The sequence below is a fragment of the Duganella dendranthematis genome (assembly GCF_012849375.1).
In the GTDB taxonomy this organism is placed as follows: Bacteria; Pseudomonadota; Gammaproteobacteria; order Burkholderiales; family Burkholderiaceae_D; genus Rugamonas; species Rugamonas dendranthematis.
Map to the genome: position 1 here is coordinate 3,903,256 of NZ_CP051684.1, position 18,152 is coordinate 3,921,407.

Below are 18,152 nucleotides of genomic sequence, written 5' to 3' on the forward strand. Positions count from 1 at the left end.
AAACCGCAGCCTCGGCTGCGGTTTTTGTTTGCCTTTTCCGTTCCGCTGGGTACTTTTGTGCGTGGCAGCATAAACGCAACGGAGGATCTCGGTGAGCGAAGACAAGAGCAATCCCTGGCTGAATTGGCCAGGCAATCCCTTCAACCTTGCCCAGCAGGCAAGCGATTACTGGATCGACGCTGCGCAGCGCTCGGTCCTGTTCATGGACGTGCTGCGCCAGCGCGGCGATGAACGCAACCACCGTGCCGAGCAGACCGCGCCGCACGTGCTGACCTTTGCCTTCGACGTGGTGATGGACGGCCGTCACCTGGAGCGTCCGGTCAACTACGGCCTGCTGCACATCCAGCAGCCGGACGGCGTCCAGCCAGATCCCACCAAGCGTCCGTTCATCGTGTTCGACCCGCGCGCCGGTCATGGTCCCGGCATCGGCGGCATGAAGCATGACAGTGAAATCGGCGTGGTGCTGAAAGCCGGCCATCCATGTTATTTCGTCGGCTTCACGCCGCATCCTGTGCCGGGCCAGACGATTGAAGACGTGTGCCGCGCCGAAGCGCAATTCATCGCCAAGGTGGCCGAGCTGCATCCGCACGCCGACGGCAAGCCGGCGCTGATCGGCAATTGCCAGGCCGGCTGGCAGATCATGATGACCAGCGCGCTCAATCCCGACCTGGTCGGGCCGCTGGTGCTGGCCGGTGCGCCGCTGTCGTACTGGGCTGGCGTGCGCGGCAAGAATCCGCTGCGCTATCTCGGCGGCATCCTCGGCGGCACCTGGATGACGGCGCTGGCCGGCGACCTGGGCAACGGCATTTTCGACGGCGCGCAGCTGGTCGAAAATTTCGAGAAGATGAATCCGTCTAATACACTGTGGAGCAAGAACTACAACGTCTACTCCAAGATCGATACCGAAGCGCAGCGCTTCCTCGACTTTGAAAAATGGTGGGGCAATCCGGTGCTGCTGAACGCCGGCGAAATGCAGTACATCGCCGACTCGCTGTTCGTCGGCAACCGACTGAGCGACGCCGCGCTGCTCGACAGCGCCGGCCACCGCATCGACCTGCGCAACGTGAAGTCGCCGATCGTGGTGTTCTGCTCGTGGGGTGACGACATCACGCCGCCGCAGCAGGCGCTGGGCTGGGTGCTGGACCTGTACGAGGACGACGCGGCGCTGGTGGCCGGCGGCCAGACCATTATCTATTCCATGCACCAGAGCATAGGTCACCTGGGCATCTTCGTATCGGCCTCGGTGGCCAACAAGGAGCATGAGGAATTCACCGCCGCCATGGACATGATCGACATCATGCCGCCCGGCCTGTACGAAGCGGTGTTCCTCGATAAAGACGAGGAAATGCTGCAAGCGGAAATTGCTGCCGGCGACCTGGCGGCCGGCGATTACGTGATGCGGTTTGAACGCCGCAACCTGGACGCGCTGCGCGCATTGGGCGGCAACGATGTGGCCGATGAGCGCCGCTTCGCCACCGTCGCCCGCGTGTCGGAAATCAACAAGGGTCTGTACCAGACCTTCGCCAGTCCGCTCGTCAAAAGCCTGGTGACCGAAACCAGCGCCGAACACCTGCGCGAGGCGCATCCGCTGCGCCGCCGCTACACGGCGTTCTCCAGCAAGAATCCGCTGCTCAACAATATTCCGGCGCTGGCCGAAAAGGTGCGCGCCGAACGCCGGCCGGTGGCCAAGGACAATGTCTTCCTGCAGATGCAGGAGGCGTGGTCGAAGCAGATCGTCGAGTCGCTGGACCGTTACCGCGATATCCGCGACCAGGCCACTGAAAGCATTTTCCTCGGCGTCTACGGTTCGCCGGTGTTGCAGGCGCTGGTGGGCTTGAGCACGGACGGCGGCAAGCCGCGGCGCATCGGTCGCGACATCGCGCGCGAAGCCGCCACCAGCGCCAATCGCGCGGCGGCGGCGCTGAGGACCAAAGAGGGCGGCCTGACCGAAGCCATCATTCGCGGCTTGCTGTACATCTTCCGCAGTCCTGAAATGAGCGCGGCCGACGAGCGCGCGTTTGCGGCAATACGCCAGTTGCGCTTGCGCACCTCGGATGACAAGGAAATGAGCGTGACCTCGCTCAAGCAGATCGTGCGCGAGCAGTACGTGATGCTGCAGTTGAACGAGGCGGCGGCGCTGGCTGATTTGCCATTGCTGTTGCCGGAAGAGCCGGAAGCGCGCACCAACGCGCTGGGCATCGTGCGCCAGGTTGCTGGCGCCACCGGCACGCTGACTGGCGACGCTGCGGTACGGCTGGAGCGAATTGCGGAAATGTTCGGTCCGTCGGCGCCCAAGCTGGCGGTGGTGAACGGCAAGAAGAAGGGCGGCTAGTCAGACCACACAGCGTTCTAGCGCAGCTCCTTGCGCATGAAGACACTGTGGGGATCATCCGGATAACCGCCGTACGGGCCGCAGTGCTCGAAGCCGTGGCGCTGGTAGAGGGCGATGGCTTCCGGTTGCGACGGCCCGGTTTCCAGCACCATCAGCGGGCAGCCGGCGTCGCGCGCGGCCTGTTCCAGTGTGTCCATCAGCCGGCGCGCCAGGCCCTGGCCGCGCGCCGCCGGCTGCACGTACATGCGCTTGATCTCGCCATATTCCGGCGACAGCACCACCGCGCCGCAGCCGACGATCACGCCCTCCACATCGCGCGCGACGGCGAACTTTACTTCCGGCTGCATCAGCGCGTTCAGGTCGAGCGCGTAGACGGATTCCGGCGGATACAAGGTCAGATGGTAGGCATCGAGATCGGCGATCAGGGCGATGACCTCCGGCTGGTTGGGGGATTCAAAGGTGATGTGCATGCGCGTCAGTATAGCCGCCGGCGCCGCCGGGCGTATCGCGTGGACCGGAATAAATTCACGCGCTACCATTGACGTATGAACCTGCCTATTGCTCCCCATCCGTCGCCCCGCACGCCCGCCCGTTCCATCGCCATGCTGGTGGCAATGCTATTGTTATCCGGCCTGGTGACCGTCATCGTCGCTTATCTCGCGCTGGAGTGGATGCCGTGTCAATGGTTCGGCTCCAGTTTTGAAGGGGCGTGCGGTTACGGTGCGCTGTGGACCGCTGCCGGCGTGGCCGTGTTGCTGTGGCCGCTGTTATTTCTCGGTGCCGCCGCACTGTATTTCCGTCGCGGGCGGGACGCTGCTGTCGTACCGGCCGCCGCGCCGCCAGCGCGCCTGGTGACGCAGTGGCGCGTGGTGCTGGCGCTCACCTTGCTGGCGCAATTATTGCCGTTGTTGCTGGCGTTCACCCATGTCGACTTGTCGCCGGCGGCGGATACGGCGCTGCGGTGGCTGACCTTGCTCATGCTGGTACTCAACGCCGTGTTGGTCTACCTGATCGCCGCGCGCAGCCAGCGACAGCTGCTGGCATTGGCGCTGGCGCTGATTGCCGTTCTATTCGGCTGGATGGGGGCGGCGGGCGTCGGCATTTACCTGCATAGCGAACTCCGCCGTCCTCGTCCTGCAGGCTAGTCCTTCGAGCCTGGCGAAATTGTTTTGCTGACGTTGCCGTGTTCGTCGAGCATCTGGATCAGTGGCGCGCCGTCGGCGCTGACCAGCAGCATCATGCGCACCCGGCCCTGGGCGTCCTTCAGTTGCAGCGCCGAGCCTTTGTCGCGCGTGTTGCCCAGCCAGATGCGGTTGACGCTCAGGCGTTCTTCAGCGCTCAGCTTTTGCCAGTAGGCCTCGCGCTGGTCGGCCGGCAGTTTGCGCGCTTCGTCGCCGAAACGCTGGATGTCGGCCATCGAGGTTTTCTGAAAGTAGGGCACATCGTTGATTTTGACGCCGGTTTGCTGGTGGTTGGCGCTGTCGTTGTTCATCAGCTGTAGCGCCTGGTCCTGGCGGAAGCGGTCGAAGGTCAGCGACAGACCGGACGAGACCTTGCCGTCGTCGCTGATGCTGCCTTTCTGGATCAGGCCGCCGTTCTCGGTGCCTTCGTCGTTGATGAACAGCATGCCGGCGAAGGCGCGGCGGTCGGGCCGTGCGCCTTCCTTGCCTTGCATGAAGTCGCCGGGGAATTGCGCGCGGTTCGATATCACCAGCCGCTTGGTGCCGTCCGGTTCGACGATGTTGATGCGGCCGACGGTGATTTCGTCAAACTCGGCATGCTTGCCCGGATCGCGCGCGCCGGTCAGCAGGACTACGGCGATGAGGCCGCCGGCCATGGTGGCGGCGCCGGCAAAGAAGGCCTTAAGCTGCGACATGGCGACCTCCACCGGCTTTGCGCATGCGCCATTCGACCACCACCAGCAAGAATCCGCTAAACATCAGCAGGGCGCCGAGATATTGCAGGATCTTGTTTTGCATCGGATGCACATAGGCGACGTCGGCCAGCTCAAACTTGCGCTTGCCGTTGCTGGCAGGCTCGAAAAACACGCCGCCGCGATTGCCCCAGACCTCGATGGTCTGCACCTTGACGCGGTTGGCTTCGAAGTCGGCCTGCGATTTCAGCGATTCCTGTGCGGTGACCGCGCGCGCCGCCGTTTTCAGACTCTCGATTTTGGGGAACTGTTCGAAAATCTGGTCCGATTCGCCGTCCAGGATCACGCCCTGCGACTTGTATTTATACAGATTGTTGGCGAAGAAAATGCCGTCGTTGGCGGCCAGCATCATCGCAAAGCCGAGCAGGCAGGCGGCCGCCGCACTCCAGACGTATTTGCGGGTGTCGTGCACACGGCGCTGCACCTCGCCGTTGAGGAACTGGCTGACTTCCGGAATGTGGCGCAACGAGCTTTGCAGAATGGTGCGGTCGATATCGGCCAGCAAATCCCTTGGCGTCAGTTGCAGCGATTTAACGATGGTGCTGAACATATCGGCCGACGGCTGCGACTTGTCATTTTCCAGTTTGGACAGATACGACTGCTCGATGCCGATCGCTTCCGCGAATTGCGGCTGCGTCAGATTTTTATCGGTGCGGATCTGTTTCAGCTTCTCTCCAAAATTCATTCTCAAGACCTTTCCAGGGTGGACATGAAACGTATTCTTGGGTATTCATGCAAGAATGGAAAGGTGAATATGGTGGAATATGCAAGAATTTCAGCGTTTAGCGGCGGTATTCCTGCACTTGAGGCGTTTCCAGCTGGCGGAAGAACTCCTTCATGGCGGCGCCATAGCGCTGCGTGGCATCCTTGCTGATCCAGCGCATCTGCGCCTGCGACAGCACGGCGGCGCCTTCGGGCGAGGCCAGCAGGCGATCGAGGTGGCGGATCGCCTCGCGGCCCCAGGCGGTACGCGGACAGGCAATGCCACCCACCAGCAACCCCGGCCCGCCGGCCAGCGGCACCGATTTCAGGCTGGCCAGTTCCGGACTTTGCAGGATGGCGTGCGTCATCACAAAGTCCAGTTCGATGGTGTAATCGGCGCGGTTCAGGGCCAGCATGGTCAGGATGTTGCGGCCATAGTTGCCGGGTGCGACCCGTTTCAGGCCGGGAGCCGAAGCGGCATCACCCAGCAGCGCATCGATGGCGGGACCGTAGGAGCGCTTTTCCACCACCAGGCCGCGCAGTTGCGGCACGCGCAGCAAGGCCGCCAGATCGGCCTCGCCGCGCGCATTGACGGGGAGGGCGGCCAGCACCGCCGGCCGGACGATCAGTTGCGGTGGCGGCAGCAGGTAGGCATTGCGGAAATACGCCAGCTTTTCCCGCTCGGGCGTGCGCAGCGCGTTGGCAAAGCAGGCATGCTGGCCCGAAGCGAGCTGCGACCACACACGGTTGGGATTGGCATACAAGAAGCGGTGCTCGGCTTGCGGCCAGCGGCTGACCAGATAGCGGACCACCTGATCGGCCATGCCATTGCCCGGCTTGCCGTCGATGAGTTCGCCGACCGGCGGAAAGTCCGACATCAGCCAGGTGATGGTCTCGGCGGCCCGCGCAGGGGCATTTGCCAGCATCAGTGCGGCGATGAGTGCACTGGAAGTGAGTAACAACCACACGGCTGGCGTCCTTGCTTGGGGAGGTGTCCGGTAAGGGTAACTGAAGTTGCGCTATAATGTCGACCCTTCCGCGATTCCACTGCGTAGCCATCATGACCATCATCACTCTGCCGACCGCCGACCAAGCACCCGTAGTGCCAAGCCGCCGCCTGTCCGTGGCGCCGATGATGGACTGGACCGACCGCCATTGCCGCGTATTCCACCGTCATATCAGCAAGCACACGTGGCTGTACACCGAGATGGTGACCACCGGCGCGCTGGTGTATGGCGACGTTGAGCGCCACCTGCGCTTCAACGAGGAAGAGCATCCGGTTGCGCTGCAACTGGGCGGCAGCGATCCGACCGATCTGGCCACCAGCGCCAAACTGGGCGAAAAGTGGGGCTACGACGAGATCAACCTCAACTGCGGTTGCCCGTCCGAACGCGTGCAGAAGGGGGCGTTTGGCGCCTGCCTGATGGCCGAACCGCAGCTGGTGGCTGACTGCGTCAAGGCGATGCGCGACGCGGTGTCGATCGACGTCACCGTCAAGCACCGCATCGGCATCGATGACGTGCAAAGTTATGACTTCGTCCGCGATTTCGTCGGTAAAGTGGCGGATGCCGGTTGTACGACTTTCATCGTTCACGCCCGCAATGCGATCCTGAAAGGGCTGTCGCCGAAGGAAAACCGCGAAATCCCGCCGCTGAAGTATGACTATGCCTACCAGCTCAAGCGCGACTTCCCTGACTTCGAAATCATCATCAACGGCGGCATCAAGACCGAAGCCGAAATCGATGAGCACCTGAAACATCTGGACGGCGTGATGCTCGGCCGCGAGGCGTATCACAACCCGTTCGTGATGGCAAACTTCGACCAGCGCTACTACGGAGACACCACAGCGCCGCTGACCCGCGAACAGGTGCTGGAAGCCATGATTCCCTACATTCAGGCGCAGCAGGCCCAGTATGGCCCGCTGGGCCTCAAGCTCAACTCCATCACCCGTCATATGCTCGGCATCATGACCGGCCTACCGGGCGCGCGCGCGTTCCGCCAGACCCTGTCCAACTCCAAAAAGCTCGCCCTCGGCGACGCCAATCTCCTGCTCGAAGCCGCAGCCCGGCTGCGTATTGCTGCGTAGAACTACGTATATTGACAAACTTTCATTGGCTGTGGTGGCATTTCCACACAGAAAGTTCGTTTGCGTATTTTCCGGGCAGTAATTGCTTGCTTTGAGGCAAAATTTGCATCTATAATTCCTGAATATACACACATATCCACCGACTTTCGTGCTGTATTGGGGTTCCAAAAAACGACACGCATTCTGCTGGTGGAGCTGCAAATTTTTGCATTCGCAGTCATTGTTTGCTACTGTCATAGCTTATTACTTAGCAGCAAGGGTTTTGTTCCGATGGCATCCCTAAGGGTGGTGTCATCCATGGCAACTTCTATCAACTGTGTCCCTTAAGAAGAAGACGAAATGAATTTAGCAAAAATGAAAGTCGGTACCCGTCTGGGCCTTGGATTCGCCCTGGTGCTGGTGTTCCTGGTGGCCGTGACTGCCGTCGGCATCCTGCGCATGTCGCAGATCCAGAACCGTCTGGACCACGTTATCAGCGTCAACAACGTCGTCTCCCGCCTGGTGCTGGATATGCGCAACAACGTCGCCGAGCGCATTAACTCGCTGCGCGTGCTGACCATGATCGCCGATCCGGCCGACATGGAACAGGACATGAAACGCATCAAGGAATTGTCCGGCGCCTACACCGAGTTCCAGGACAAGCTGAGCAAGCAGTTCGCGGAAGAATCGCTGCCGGAAGAGAAAAACCTGCTGATCGCGGTCAAGGAAGCGGAATCGGTCGCCATGCCGGCGATCGCCAAAGCGTCGGAACTCTGGCTGGCCAGCAAGCCTGAAGAAGCCACCCGCGTACTGGTGAAAGAAATTCGTCCAGCCCAGAAAAAATGGATGGCGTCGCTGGAACAACTGGGCGCGCTGGAAGACAAGATGAACGCGCAGATGCAGGTGGATGCCGCCAATGGCTTCTCCAGCGCCCGTACCTTCATGATCATCATGGGCCTGCTGGCCGTGGCGATCTCGGTGGTGGCGGCGCTGGTCATCACCCGCGGCCTGCTGAAGCAGCTGGGCGGCGAGCCGGACTATACCGCCTCGATCGCCGGCAGCATCGCCGCTGGCGACCTGTCGATCTCGATCAACACCACCGGCGCCGACAAGAACAGCCTGGTCGTGGAAATGCGTGAAATGCGCAACAGCCTGCGCGACATCGTCAGCCAGGTGCGCACCGGTACCGAAACCATCGGCACCGCCTCGCGTGAAATCGCCGCCGGTAACGTCGACCTGTCGTCGCGTACCGAAATGCAGGCATCGTCGCTGGAAAAAACTGCATCGGCCATGGACGAGCTGACCTCGACCGTGAAGCAAAACGCCGACAACGCCCGTGAAGCCAACCAACTGGCCTCGGCCGCTTCGGATGTGGCGGTCAAGGGTGGCCAGGTGGTTTCGCAAGTAGTTGACACCATGAGCTCGATCGATGCATCGGCCAAGAAGATTGTTGACATCATCGGCGTGATCGATGGTATCGCTTTCCAGACCAACATCCTGGCGCTGAACGCCGCAGTGGAAGCAGCCCGTGCCGGTGAGCAAGGTCGTGGCTTCGCCGTGGTGGCGTCGGAAGTGCGTAACCTGGCGCAACGTTCGGCCGGTGCGGCAAAAGAAATCAAGATGCTGATCGATGACTCGGTCGAGAAGGTCGGCGCCGGCACCAAGCTGGTCGGCCAGGCCGGTGTGACGATGGATGAGGTAGTGTCGTCGGTGCGTCGCGTGACCGACATCATGAGTGAGATCGCCAACGCCAGCCAGGAGCAGAGCGCCGGTATCGCCCAGGTCAACCAGTCGATCATCGAGATGGACAGCATGACCCAACAAAATGCCGCGCTGGTGGAAGAAGCCGCCGCCGCAGCACAAAGTTTGCAAGATCAGGCCAGCGAGCTGTCGCGCGTGGTCAGTGTCTTCAAATTGGTGGAAGGCGAGGAGCGCGCGCCGGTGGCAGCGCCCGCAATGGCCACCAGAGCAGCCGTGGTCAAGCCTATCGCTGCCGCCCGTACGCCAGTGAAGAAACTGGCTGCCAAGCCGGCGCCTGCACCGGCCGCCAAACCGAAAAAAGTCGCCGCAGCAGCCAGCACCGCCGGGAGCGATGAGTGGGAAGAGTTCTAAGCAGTTCTGAAAATTATTTGCCGCAGTCTGCCGTCCGCTGTTGTGGACAGATGGCCCGCTGTGGAGTTCGTTTAACCAGTCATTAATAACAAATTGTTGGGAAATCGTAATATGAACAAGTCTGTATTCGCCGCTGTCATCCTGTCCGTCGCCACCTCGGCTGTGTTTGCTGCTGAAGTGCCAGCCTCGCTGTCCGACAAGAACTGCAAAGCGGAATATCCAAAAGCCTCGCTGCTGAACGAAGAGCAGGGCGACGTCTCGATGTCCTTCCTGGTCGGCGCCGACGGCAACGTGATGGATTCCAAAGTGGAAAAGTCGAGCGGTTACAAAAACCTCGACAAAGCCGCGCTGAAAGCACTGAGCGCCTGCAAATTCAAACCAGGCACCAAGGATGGCGCTGTAGCCCAGACCTGGACCAAGGTCGACTACAGCTGGAAGCTGTAATTAGTCTCAAACAGGCTCTGCATGGGTAGAGCCTGCACGCCGGATTCTTACACTTTTGGGGAAATCAGATGTTTACAAATAAGCGTTGGTTGAGTGTGATCGCAGCAGTGCTGATGTCGGGCACCGCTTTTGCCGCCGAAGTTCCTGCATCGTTCGATGCCAAGAACTGCAAGGCTGAGTATCCAAAAGCCTCCCTGATGAATGAAGAGCAGGGTACCGTGTCGATGTCCTTCCTGGTCAAGCCGGACGGTAGCGTTGCTGATTCCAAAGTCGACAAAAGCAGCGGTTTCAAGAATCTGGACAAGGCCGCCATCAAGGCGCTGAGCGCCTGCAAGTTCAAACCAGGCACCAAGGACGGCGCACCGGCCGAAACCTGGACCAAGGTTGATTACGCCTGGAAACTGGACTAATCTGGCCGAAGGTGGCCGCGTGCTGAGCAAAAAGGAACCGACTGCGGTTCCTTTTTTTTCGGCTCTCATGAGGGTTGTAAGCAACTGTAATGGCGCAAGAGTGCCGCGCGACTTCCTTATATAGTACGATCTGGATTGAGGAGAAAACCGCCATGAAAACTTTTGTTATCGCCGTTGCCGCGCTGGCGGCGCTGACCGGCTGCGCTACGCAGCGTCCAGCTTATTACACCACTGCCCGCGTGCAGGATCCGTATCAATGGCACACCGTGTCGGTGTTGCCGTCGGGTTCGCAGGCGCAATCGGGCACGTGGACCGAGGAATTGCCGCCGCAGCCGCAGCAGCAGTCGCGCGTAGTCTACAGCACCGAGCCGGCCTATAGCACCAGCACGGTCTATGTGACGCAGCCGGCGTACTACGCGCCGGCGCCGGTATATTACGCTCCGGCACCATCGTATTATTACCCTCCGGTATCGATCGGCCTCGACTTCTCGTTCGGCCGCTGGTGCTGTGGCGGTGGCCGTGGTTGGGGTGGTCGCGGCTGGGGTGGCTATCACCGCCGTTAAGCAGTTGCGGACGTAAAAAATCCCGCTGGCGCCTTGGGGCGCACAGCGGGATTTTTTTTTATAGCGCCGCTTAACGCAGCACGTAGATCGATGCCTGGCTCAGGACGTTTTCCGAGCATAACTCGTAAGCCGAAGCGCCCGCCACGACAAGCAGCAAAGCACCAAATGCGATGTGTAGATAGCGTGCCATGACGGGCTCCTGAAAAGAAGGTGGAAACTGGAATGACTTCAGAATAGTCCACGATCCACGTTTCAGGCATCAGCCGAATGTCCGACAAAATGTAGGACAAAAGCTCGTCTCTAGCTTTTCAACAACTTTATTTGGTTTTCCACAGGGTGACCGGACCGGCGGGGGCGGTGTCGAGCGCGTTGGACACGCTCAGCCACTGCTCCAGACGTTCCGGCTGTTTCAGGTGAATGCCCATGCCATCGATGATGCCAATCTGTTCCAGCATGCTGGCGCTGATCTTGGCCTTGGAGACGGTGGGGCGCCCATGACCATGCGGTCGTAGGCCTTGCGCGCCTTGTTCTCCCACTTGTGCAGGCTGGTTTCGTCGAAACGGTTGGCTTCGAAATAAACGGTCAGCGTGCCATCCGGGTTGCCGAAACCAACGATGCCGGAGCCCATGCGGATGGCGGCGTTGTTGCCGGCGTCAAACGCTTCGGACGGGACAAAGACTGCGGCGCGACCGTCGGTATCCGGACGGCCAATCGGCGTGTCTTTGCTATAGGTGCTGACTTCAATAATAGGTTTTTCTTGTGACATACACTTACGCGTTTTCAGGGGATAAGTCGAGCTAGGCGGGGTTTGCATGGGGATGCAAACGACCGTTCTATTGTAGCGTTAACCTAGTTCCAACGGGCAATAGACGTGGTCAAAATGTTGTAACGTTACGCATTAGTAAGGACATTCGGCTATAGTTGGCAACATGATAGCGACGGAGGCCGGCATGCCAGCACACCAGCGACTAAGCGTGTTCATCATCGACGACGACGGCATCACGCGCAGCCTGTTGCGCGTGATCATACACGGCGACCACTACGATGTGGTGGGCGACGCCGGCACCGCCGAATCGGCGCGCTTGCGACTGCGCTCGCTACGCGCCGACATCATCTGTCTGGATGTGGTGATGCCGGATGGTAACGGCCTGGAATTGTTGAACTGGATCAGCGAGAAGCAGCCTAAGGCCGCCGTGCTGATGGTCACCGCCAGCACCGACCGCAGCACGGTCGAACAATCCCTGCGCAACGGCGCCAAGGGCTACATCGTCAAACCCTTCAATCCCGGCACCGTGATGAATACGCTGGATAAAATCGCCGCCCAAATCCACGCCCAGCGCGCCGCCGGCAAAGCCTAAAGATAGCGCACGCAAGCCACCATCGCGCCAATGATCGCCACGGCGAAGCCTGCCATGCGCCAAGTGAGGTGGTAAATCGCATCGGATAGTTCGGCCTTGCTGGCAAACGTTTGAGTAGCGTGCGTCTGGAACGCCTGCAGATTGGAGCTGATGGCGACCACGTCCGCCTTGGTGGCGTAGTTTTGCTGGAGGCTGATGAGAACATCAAGTTTGCCATTGATGACTGCTAGCTCTTCCTTGGTGGCGTAGCTGTGCTGGAGGCTCAGAAGGGCATCCAGCTTGCCGCTCATAATGGCTAGTTCTTCCTTGGTCGCGTAATTGGATTTGATAACCGCAACCGACGTGATGAGATCGTCCATGGCCGCAGACTTTCTTTCTGTAGAAGATGAATGATCATCTGGCCCCTCTGATTCGATGTCAAGCAAGCTCGTGTGCGCTATGGCAGCCTCCGTCTTGTTATCGATGCCGCATACATGCCGCTGTCGGCGCAGACGTAGAGGTGGATCAAGCGCCGGCCTGAAACGCAAAAAGCCCAGTCCGAAGACTGGGCTTTTCACTTAATTCTTTGGGGTGGCTGATGGGGCTCGAACCCACGACAACAGGAATCACAATCCCGCTGCACATTGACATTAAGTATTTGATTGTCATCGGTTTTTTCGATAAGTTTTTCCGACGCCAACACGATTTTTCTCACCAAACCATGCGGGTTTGGTGAGGGGTGTCGGTAAATTTTAACGGCGGCATTACACTTTTATCCGTCAGTGGGAAGGGCCGCTAGCGCCTCAAAGCCGCCACAGCCACGAAGACTACCGCAGGCACACTATTGAGGTTATCTCGACGCTGCCTTTACTTCAGTTAACGGTGGAAGAGGCCGCACTCCCTTAGAAGTGTGACTCGACAGAAGCTGAACAGTCTTCTGCACCGACGAATCTGCATAGAATGAAGCGGAACTTACATTGAAGTTGATGGATAACCCCGCTGCAGCATTCACAACAGCGCTTGGGATATTTACGCCGTTCGCCAAGTCACCATCGTCGTCAACAATCATGAGGAAGGCGAGTAGGTTTTGCACCGCATCATCATTAGGGATGCCGCTAACTGCAAAGAATTCAAGTTGGTACAAATTTTCCAAGGTGAACGCCTGAGCGTTGAGTTCGGTCATCTGATATAGCCGAATTGAGCCGATATGAAATTCTAAAAGTTTTGTCCCGTTAACGGTAACAGGAAATAATCCGTCTTTGTCGGTCGTTCCACTTTGACCAGTTGCATCTGTATAGTTCAATCCCGATATAACTGGTTTCTTAAATCCCCGATAAAGCACGGAAGGTTGCACAACAGGAGGTGTCACCACCACAGGAGGGGTTGTAGGGGTTGTAGGTGTCGTTGCAAGACCTCCGTGATGCGAACACGCACCTTGCTTACCTGCCGATTCGGTCGTAGTCCCGTCAGCGCAATATGCAAATGACCCGCCACCACTTCCGCCTCCGCACGCAAGAAGTCCACTAGAGATGGTAATCGCAACAATTACATGTGCAATAAATTTCATAAAATTTTACCTAGGTAGATGATGTGAAGAACTAAATGGATGGGTTCTCATCTTCAATCTCTAGCCCCTATGAATAATTGCGTTGTTCAAGGCTGCGATAACGTCATTTAGATAATGGCGCTGGTATGTCACCAGCGCTGTCGTCTCTCCGGCTGAGGTAGACAACAAGATATGGTAGATGGTTTTTTGTTGATAAAGATAGTAAGCAGCAACAGCACTAATGATTAGTCCCACGGCCAAACTAGAATTAACCATAATGATGATGCCGATAAGTAAAACTATAACTCCAGCAGTTCGACTAGGTTTTTTTTCATAAGGTTTGACCGAGGTGACATTATTCATCGCGTAGGTCTGGCCGCCGTTGATAAAACGTGAGTTTGTCACTTTGACATCGCCATACTCGAAGAAAATGCGCTCGTCCATATCACTCCCCAGTAAAATAAGTTATCGTTCCAATATCTTACTTGCTTTCCTGCTGGGAATATACGTGAATTGTCACAATGGCTACGACAAGGCGAGCGGCAGATTGTAGCCGAAAGCGGTCTGCCTAGAATCGTTGCTAGGCCAAGTGGGGCTAGTAGCATAAAATTCTGTCACTCCGTTGGACTTGCCTTGCGAACTTTGCGGCGGTCGTAATGTCGATGGGTCGTGGACGGGTTGGCGTGCGCAGCAAAATCGTATGCATCGGCTGAGCGCTTGTCCAACTTAGTCGTGATCGCGGCCGGCCTGATGTCGAGCGGCGCAAAATACTGCTCATGTTGGGTTAAGGTCTTCTCGGTGACGGCTTCGTCAATGGTCGAGACGTACGCGAACATCACTTCCTGCCAAGAGGAGGTCAAACCGCCCTTGGTATAGCACCGTCCGCCAACTGCTGGGAACATGAAGGCCGACTCCGTTGGCCTAACGCGGTGGTCGCTCTTAATACGCTTGATCCAGTAGTAATAGGTCGGTTCTTTCATGCCGACGGCGGCGGTGGCACGCTTCGCACTTTCGCCTTTGGCTATTCGAATGGCAATGCGCGCCATCAGTTCATTGACCTCTACTGGCACTGCTGGCATGAAGCTTTGCGCCTGATAAATCCGCTTCACGACCATCCGTAGGCGAGGCGACCATTCGCGCAGTTTCACGACCTCGGCTTCGCCGCGCTTTCGTTTGGCGCCAGTGGCGATGACGCCCTGTGGTGTACATGCTGCTTTTTGCATGGGGCGGACCTCTGCGGTCCTGAAGCCGGTCAGGTAGGTAAACAGTGCCATACAGCCCATCAACCTTGTGGTGCGATTTTCCTGCCGCCTGCACCAGAGATAGAATCTGACCACTTGCCGCCGGCTGATGCTGCGTGTGTTCTTTTCAGTCTTGTTCAGCATCATGTCCGTGAAAGGATTTGCCTCCATGACGCCCCACCGCACAGCGTAATGGCAAATGGTAGACATGAGTGATAGTTCTTTGTTCGCCTTGGCTGGGGCGCCGGCATTGGCACGCGCGTCCAGATACTGATAGCCATGCACGGTCTTGAGTGAGGCCGGCGCCATCTGACCGAAGAACGCTTTAAGGTTCTTGTAGCCAGATGACCGCACTGATTTCCCTTCCTTGGACTGATCGCGGTAGTGCGTAGGCGCCACCTCGTCTTCGAAGCGTTCAATCAGAGATGCAACAGACCCCGCGATCACTTGACCCTGTTGAATGTCCAGCGCTTTGCGACGAGCGATGCGTTCGGCCTCGGCAATGGCCTGGCGGTCGCCAAGCGGCGCCGTTGATAACGTTTCGGTCGTTTTATCGACGTGCTGATAGTAGAAGGAGACTTTACGCTTTCCGACATATTTCTGGATGCGCTCGGCGCCGGACAGAAATTCCCTACGCGAACGCGGTGAGGTTTGGTGCTTCGGCATGTTTTATAGTTACTTTCGTTTCGATGATACCCAGCTTGCGGTCGTGGTACGCGCGGGCCACGCGTGGCAGGCCCGTTGAGCCGACTTCAAATTTCCAGCGGTTCGAAGTCAGCCAAGAAACCATTTTGCTTCGCTGGTTCGGCTTACACTCGATCAGTTCGGCCAGTTCATTGGCGGTGAGATAGTTCACGGTTCGGTCCTTTCTGGCGCTTTGTCAGGCTGTTTGGTGGGAGTGTTCTCACTGGGCAAGCATGGGAGATAGTGCGTGACCTCCGCGATATGCATGAAGTCATAATCGCCGCCGTAGCACTTCCAGTTGCCGTCTTCTTGGTAGTCGGCCATGCCGAACCCTTCTTTTCCATCTATAGTGACGCCACGGACAAAGAAGCTGTTGGAGACCATCATTTCTCGACCGGTGCATTCGTGGCCGGTGCTGGGCTGCGCGTCCTTGACGCTAGTCCATCCGCCGGCAGCGCGGCGGCGCAGTTCTTGGGTAAGATCGGAGTAGCGCTTAATCGCGCCATTTGCGGCTTTAAGCGCCTCGCTGACTTCGCAGTAGCCTACATATACTCTAGCGGCGGACAGGTTTCCCGCGCGCAGATTGGCAAGCGTGATATCTTCGTAAGGCGACTGCTGAGGCTCGTTGCCAGCAGCGACGGTGGACCGCAGGTCAGACAGCGCAATGGCCAGCTTTTCGATGTGGTCTGCCGCTTCGAGGTCCAGTGCAGGTGGCTGGACGACAGTTTGACCGGCGACGGTACGGAGCCTGTAAATTAGATCTTGGCTATCTAATGGTAGGGCCGGATTGGTGCGAGGATAGAGATTGGTCATAAAGTTTGTCGTGTAACGATTTTAAGCCGTGACCAACAGCACGAGGTAGGTGCTGCTGGCGGCCATAATGGCGAGCATCACCAAATCAAGGATCAGTTCTTTATTCACGGGTCAGGCTCGGCTTGGGGTTGGAAATGGCCACGCTGCCGGAGGTATGACTCGCGTTTTCTTGACGGTGACAGAAGGTCCGGCTGTGGACGGTTCCGGCGTGCCCGCTGGTGGCTTGCGCGTCAGAGTCAGCGTTTTGCGTACGGGCGCCTCGTCGCTTGCGGCATCTGGCATCGCGACGTCCATAGCGTCCAAAGTGCGCTCAGCCAAGTCAGTACGCTTGTCATAGAGGCCAGCGCTCAGCTGCTCAGACACGACAATATCCATCAGCAGCAGCTGCACCTCGGCCATCGGCGCGTTGTCGATAAATTTGCAGACGGCCTCGTCACTGAAGTTGCCCCCAAAGTCCTCTGGATTAAACAGGTGGCCTATGAGGTCGTCAGGGAACGTGCAGTTATTGTTATAGTCCCTGAGCAGCAGCTTCGTTAATTCGCGCAGCAACTGCGTGGACATGCCGTGTTTCTGTGCCCGGCCGCGAATGGCGAGATAGAGATTGGTGCGGCGGGTCGTCGCGGCGGCGACCGATTCCTTCGCTTCAGGTTTGGATGGGACATGCGCATCAACCTTTGCTGTGTCCTGGACCGCGATCTGTTGATCGGGTGCGGACGCGTCAGCTTGGTCCGTCACGGGAGGTTGTTGCGCTTCCGCGAGGCAGGCCCCCGCGGCTTCAAGCGCTGCTTGTACGGCAGCGCGTGAGTACAGGGCGGCAAGCCCACTGGCTTCCTTGAGGTAGCCGATTGCCGGAGGCATATCGTCGGCGCGCAGGTACGTAGCGACGTTGCCTTCCATTTTGGTTTTCGGGTTCACTCGTTTGAACGTGTATAGCGGCGTGCCCATCCCTACCTCATCAAATCCTGCCACGAAGATTCGGTTGTAAAAGGGCCGGCACGCGTCGCCTTCAAATACGGGAATACCGGCTTTGCGTGCCTGGACTTCGACGGACGCCTGGCGTTTTTCTTCGTTCGCTTGATGCGCCTTGCCTTTGTCAGCAAAGCAGTTCGGATCGGTGCAGACGTCTGCACCAATGCCTTGGAACACCTCGGGCTGGTTACCGGCGCGCTTAGGGCATGCCGTGCAGCTGCCAGCTTCGGGTAGCAGCTTGGCATCCTTGATCGGGAACGCGGCTTTCTTCAGGTTGAGCATGTAGCGCTCTTGAATCCAGTCTTTTGCCTCTCGGACGGACATCGCCCCGGCCTTGCCGCGCGGCGTCATGATCTCGTCAAGTGCGCGGTTTTGGAGCTCTGGTACGGGGATGCGTGCGACGAGTAGCGCGGTAGATGCGGGCAGCGCTTCCTTGTCGGCCATGAACAGTTCGCGCGCCTTCAGCGACAGCGCGCAAAGTTTCAGGCTGGCGTAAATATACGCCTTGCTCTTCTTCGTGATTTTCATCAACTCTGGCACGCCGAAATTAAAGGCTTGCATCAATGCCTGATAGCTATCCGCTTCCTCCAGCGGATGTGGGTCCTCGCGCTGGATGTTCTCCAGCAGTCGAATTTCTGCTGCTTGCTGGTCATTAAGACGCTTCACGATTACCGGTGCGATGGCAAGCTTGGCGATGATGGCGGCGCGGAACCGACGTTCGCCCGCCACGATTTCAAAGCGCTGCGGATGCTGCGAGGTAATTGGAACTGGGCGAATAACTATCGGCTGCAGCACGCCCACAGACAGCATGCTTTCGGCCAACTCGTTAAGGGTCTGCTCGTTGAACCACTTGCGGTTGTCGGGCGACACGCGGAGTTCGTACAGCGGTTGGAATTGATAGCCCTCGGTCACGAGTTCGTCAACGACAATGACTCGGTCGGCTGGCATGGGCACAATGGGTGCAGGAAGTACGACAAGTTTCGACATGGTTCGGGCTTTCA

21 protein-coding genes are annotated in these 18,152 nt (G+C 58.4%); 8 read left to right on the forward strand and 13 right to left on the reverse strand.

Translation table 11 applies throughout. The annotated features are described in order from the left end of the window. The first annotated feature begins 91 nt into the window (after positions 1-91). Positions 92-2,332, forward strand: a complete 2,241-nt coding sequence (locus HH213_RS17725; RefSeq protein ID WP_169113082.1) for a DUF3141 domain-containing protein — start codon at positions 92-94, stop codon at positions 2,330-2,332. 17 nt (positions 2,333-2,349) lie between these two features. Here the strand turns inward: HH213_RS17725 and HH213_RS17730 are convergent, their stop codons facing one another. Continuing rightward, the gene (locus HH213_RS17730) at positions 2,350-2,802 is read right to left on the reverse strand and encodes a GNAT family N-acetyltransferase (RefSeq protein ID WP_169115249.1); all 453 of its coding nucleotides are present in this window, start codon (positions 2,800-2,802) and stop codon (positions 2,350-2,352) included. A gap of 75 nt (positions 2,803-2,877) precedes the next feature. On the opposite strand from HH213_RS17730, the gene HH213_RS17735 reads away from it, so the two are divergent. Continuing rightward, positions 2,878-3,477, forward strand: a complete 600-nt coding sequence (locus HH213_RS17735) for a hypothetical protein (RefSeq protein WP_169113083.1) — start codon at positions 2,878-2,880, stop codon at positions 3,475-3,477. Here the strand turns inward: HH213_RS17735 and HH213_RS17740 are convergent. The 3 genes from HH213_RS17740 to HH213_RS17750 form a co-directional block, all read right to left on the reverse strand. After that, a complete protein-coding gene (locus tag HH213_RS17740) occupies positions 3,474-4,208 on the reverse strand; it encodes a hypothetical protein (RefSeq protein ID WP_169113084.1) in 735 nt (244 codons plus the stop codon). The two genes, HH213_RS17735 and HH213_RS17740, sit on opposite strands and share 4 nt — an antisense overlap. Next, positions 4,195-4,950: a helix-turn-helix domain-containing protein gene (locus HH213_RS17745; protein WP_110847044.1), complete on the reverse strand. Its 756-nt coding sequence runs from the start codon at positions 4,948-4,950 to the stop codon at positions 4,195-4,197. The genes HH213_RS17740 and HH213_RS17745 overlap by 14 nt, the downstream gene beginning before the upstream one ends. A gap of 97 nt (positions 4,951-5,047) precedes the next feature. Further along, a complete protein-coding gene (locus HH213_RS17750) occupies positions 5,048-5,935 on the reverse strand; it encodes a TIGR02285 family protein (protein WP_169113085.1) in 888 nt (295 codons plus the stop codon). Between the two features lie 92 nt (positions 5,936-6,027). Here HH213_RS17750 and dusA point away from each other — a divergent pair, with 92 nt between their 5' ends. The 5 genes from dusA to HH213_RS17775 all read left to right on the forward strand — a co-directional run bounded on the left by dusA (position 6,028) and on the right by HH213_RS17775 (position 10,561). After that, positions 6,028-7,053, forward strand: a complete 1,026-nt coding sequence (gene dusA, locus HH213_RS17755) for a tRNA dihydrouridine(20/20a) synthase DusA (RefSeq protein WP_169113086.1) — start codon at positions 6,028-6,030, stop codon at positions 7,051-7,053. 339 nt (positions 7,054-7,392) lie between these two features. Further along, positions 7,393-9,144, forward strand: coding sequence for a methyl-accepting chemotaxis protein (locus HH213_RS17760; RefSeq protein ID WP_199240471.1), 1,752 nt, complete (start codon positions 7,393-7,395; stop codon positions 9,142-9,144). Between the two features lie 111 nt (positions 9,145-9,255). Further along, on the forward strand, positions 9,256-9,588 hold the full coding sequence (locus tag HH213_RS17765) for an energy transducer TonB (RefSeq protein ID WP_110847040.1): 333 nt from the start codon (positions 9,256-9,258) through the stop codon (positions 9,586-9,588). A gap of 68 nt (positions 9,589-9,656) precedes the next feature. Next, positions 9,657-9,998, forward strand: a complete 342-nt coding sequence (locus tag HH213_RS17770; RefSeq protein WP_110847039.1) for an energy transducer TonB — start codon at positions 9,657-9,659, stop codon at positions 9,996-9,998. 152 nt (positions 9,999-10,150) lie between these two features. After that, on the forward strand, positions 10,151-10,561 hold the full coding sequence (locus HH213_RS17775) for a hypothetical protein (protein ID WP_110847038.1): 411 nt from the start codon (positions 10,151-10,153) through the stop codon (positions 10,559-10,561). 317 nt (positions 10,562-10,878) lie between these two features. Here the strand turns inward: HH213_RS17775 and HH213_RS30195 are convergent, their stop codons facing one another. Beyond that, positions 10,879-11,016, reverse strand: a complete 138-nt coding sequence (locus HH213_RS30195) for a hypothetical protein (RefSeq protein WP_229263049.1) — start codon at positions 11,014-11,016, stop codon at positions 10,879-10,881. After that, the gene (locus tag HH213_RS17780) at positions 10,971-11,327 is read right to left on the reverse strand and encodes a hypothetical protein (RefSeq protein ID WP_229263050.1); all 357 of its coding nucleotides are present in this window, start codon (positions 11,325-11,327) and stop codon (positions 10,971-10,973) included. The genes HH213_RS30195 and HH213_RS17780 overlap by 46 nt, the downstream gene beginning before the upstream one ends. A 184-nt stretch (positions 11,328-11,511) precedes the next feature. Here HH213_RS17780 and HH213_RS17785 point away from each other — a divergent pair, with 184 nt between their 5' ends. Continuing rightward, entirely contained in the window at positions 11,512-11,919 is a 408-nt protein-coding gene (locus tag HH213_RS17785) for a response regulator (RefSeq protein ID WP_158288068.1), read from the forward strand. Here HH213_RS17785 and HH213_RS17790 read toward each other — a convergent pair. From HH213_RS17790 to HH213_RS17820, 7 genes are all read right to left on the reverse strand, one after another. Further along, the gene (locus tag HH213_RS17790; protein ID WP_110847034.1) at positions 11,916-12,278 is read right to left on the reverse strand and encodes a hypothetical protein; all 363 of its coding nucleotides are present in this window, start codon (positions 12,276-12,278) and stop codon (positions 11,916-11,918) included. The two genes, HH213_RS17785 and HH213_RS17790, sit on opposite strands and share 4 nt — an antisense overlap. 470 nt (positions 12,279-12,748) lie before the next feature. Further along, the gene (locus HH213_RS17795; protein ID WP_169113087.1) at positions 12,749-13,465 is read right to left on the reverse strand and encodes a DUF3761 domain-containing protein; all 717 of its coding nucleotides are present in this window, start codon (positions 13,463-13,465) and stop codon (positions 12,749-12,751) included. Between the two features lie 60 nt (positions 13,466-13,525). Continuing rightward, positions 13,526-13,888 (reverse strand): DUF6232 family protein, encoded by a 363-nt coding sequence (locus HH213_RS17800; RefSeq protein ID WP_169113088.1) that lies wholly within the window; start codon positions 13,886-13,888, stop codon positions 13,526-13,528. A gap of 170 nt (positions 13,889-14,058) precedes the next feature. Next, on the reverse strand, positions 14,059-15,351 hold the full coding sequence (locus HH213_RS17805) for a hypothetical protein (protein ID WP_169113089.1): 1,293 nt from the start codon (positions 15,349-15,351) through the stop codon (positions 14,059-14,061). Next, entirely contained in the window at positions 15,317-15,541 is a 225-nt protein-coding gene (locus tag HH213_RS17810; RefSeq protein ID WP_169113090.1) for a DUF4224 domain-containing protein, read from the reverse strand. Before HH213_RS17810 ends, HH213_RS17805 begins: the two co-directional genes overlap by 35 nt. After that, positions 15,538-16,182, reverse strand: coding sequence for a hypothetical protein (locus HH213_RS17815; protein ID WP_169113091.1), 645 nt, complete (start codon positions 16,180-16,182; stop codon positions 15,538-15,540). The genes HH213_RS17810 and HH213_RS17815 overlap by 4 nt, the downstream gene beginning before the upstream one ends. 111 nt (positions 16,183-16,293) lie before the next feature. Further along, positions 16,294-18,138, reverse strand: a complete 1,845-nt coding sequence (locus HH213_RS17820) for a ParB/RepB/Spo0J family partition protein (RefSeq protein ID WP_169113092.1) — start codon at positions 18,136-18,138, stop codon at positions 16,294-16,296. Positions 18,139-18,152: the final 14 nt, after the last annotated feature.

What these genes read in the sequence shown, in the direction of transcription:
- HH213_RS17730 (WP_169115249.1), bottom strand. Translation starts at nt 2,802, where the DNA reads ATGCACATCACCTTTGAATCCCCCAACCAGCCGGAGGTCATCGCCCTG.
- HH213_RS17735 (WP_169113083.1), top strand. Translation starts at nt 2,878, where the DNA reads ATGAACCTGCCTATTGCTCCCCATCCGTCGCCCCGCACGCCCGCCCGT.
- HH213_RS17740 (WP_169113084.1), bottom strand. Translation starts at nt 4,208, where the DNA reads ATGTCGCAGCTTAAGGCCTTCTTTGCCGGCGCCGCCACCATGGCCGGC.
- HH213_RS17745 (WP_110847044.1), bottom strand. Translation starts at nt 4,950, where the DNA reads ATGAATTTTGGAGAGAAGCTGAAACAGATCCGCACCGATAAAAATCTG.
- dusA (WP_169113086.1), top strand. Translation starts at nt 6,028, where the DNA reads ATGACCATCATCACTCTGCCGACCGCCGACCAAGCACCCGTAGTGCCA.
- HH213_RS17760 (WP_199240471.1), top strand. Translation starts at nt 7,393, where the DNA reads ATGAATTTAGCAAAAATGAAAGTCGGTACCCGTCTGGGCCTTGGATTC.
- HH213_RS17765 (WP_110847040.1), top strand. Translation starts at nt 9,256, where the DNA reads ATGAACAAGTCTGTATTCGCCGCTGTCATCCTGTCCGTCGCCACCTCG.
- HH213_RS17770 (WP_110847039.1), top strand. Translation starts at nt 9,657, where the DNA reads ATGTTTACAAATAAGCGTTGGTTGAGTGTGATCGCAGCAGTGCTGATG.
- HH213_RS17775 (WP_110847038.1), top strand. Translation starts at nt 10,151, where the DNA reads ATGAAAACTTTTGTTATCGCCGTTGCCGCGCTGGCGGCGCTGACCGGC.
- HH213_RS30195 (WP_229263049.1), bottom strand. Translation starts at nt 11,016, where the DNA reads ATGCTGGAACAGATTGGCATCATCGATGGCATGGGCATTCACCTGAAA.
- HH213_RS17780 (WP_229263050.1), bottom strand. Translation starts at nt 11,327, where the DNA reads ATGTCACAAGAAAAACCTATTATTGAAGTCAGCACCTATAGCAAAGAC.
- HH213_RS17785 (WP_158288068.1), top strand. Translation starts at nt 11,512, where the DNA reads ATGCCAGCACACCAGCGACTAAGCGTGTTCATCATCGACGACGACGGC.
- HH213_RS17790 (WP_110847034.1), bottom strand. Translation starts at nt 12,278, where the DNA reads ATGGACGATCTCATCACGTCGGTTGCGGTTATCAAATCCAATTACGCG.
- HH213_RS17795 (WP_169113087.1), bottom strand. Translation starts at nt 13,465, where the DNA reads ATGAAATTTATTGCACATGTAATTGTTGCGATTACCATCTCTAGTGGA.
- HH213_RS17800 (WP_169113088.1), bottom strand. Translation starts at nt 13,888, where the DNA reads ATGGACGAGCGCATTTTCTTCGAGTATGGCGATGTCAAAGTGACAAAC.
- HH213_RS17805 (WP_169113089.1), bottom strand. Translation starts at nt 15,351, where the DNA reads ATGCCGAAGCACCAAACCTCACCGCGTTCGCGTAGGGAATTTCTGTCC.
- HH213_RS17815 (WP_169113091.1), bottom strand. Translation starts at nt 16,182, where the DNA reads ATGACCAATCTCTATCCTCGCACCAATCCGGCCCTACCATTAGATAGC.
- HH213_RS17820 (WP_169113092.1), bottom strand. Translation starts at nt 18,138, where the DNA reads ATGTCGAAACTTGTCGTACTTCCTGCACCCATTGTGCCCATGCCAGCC.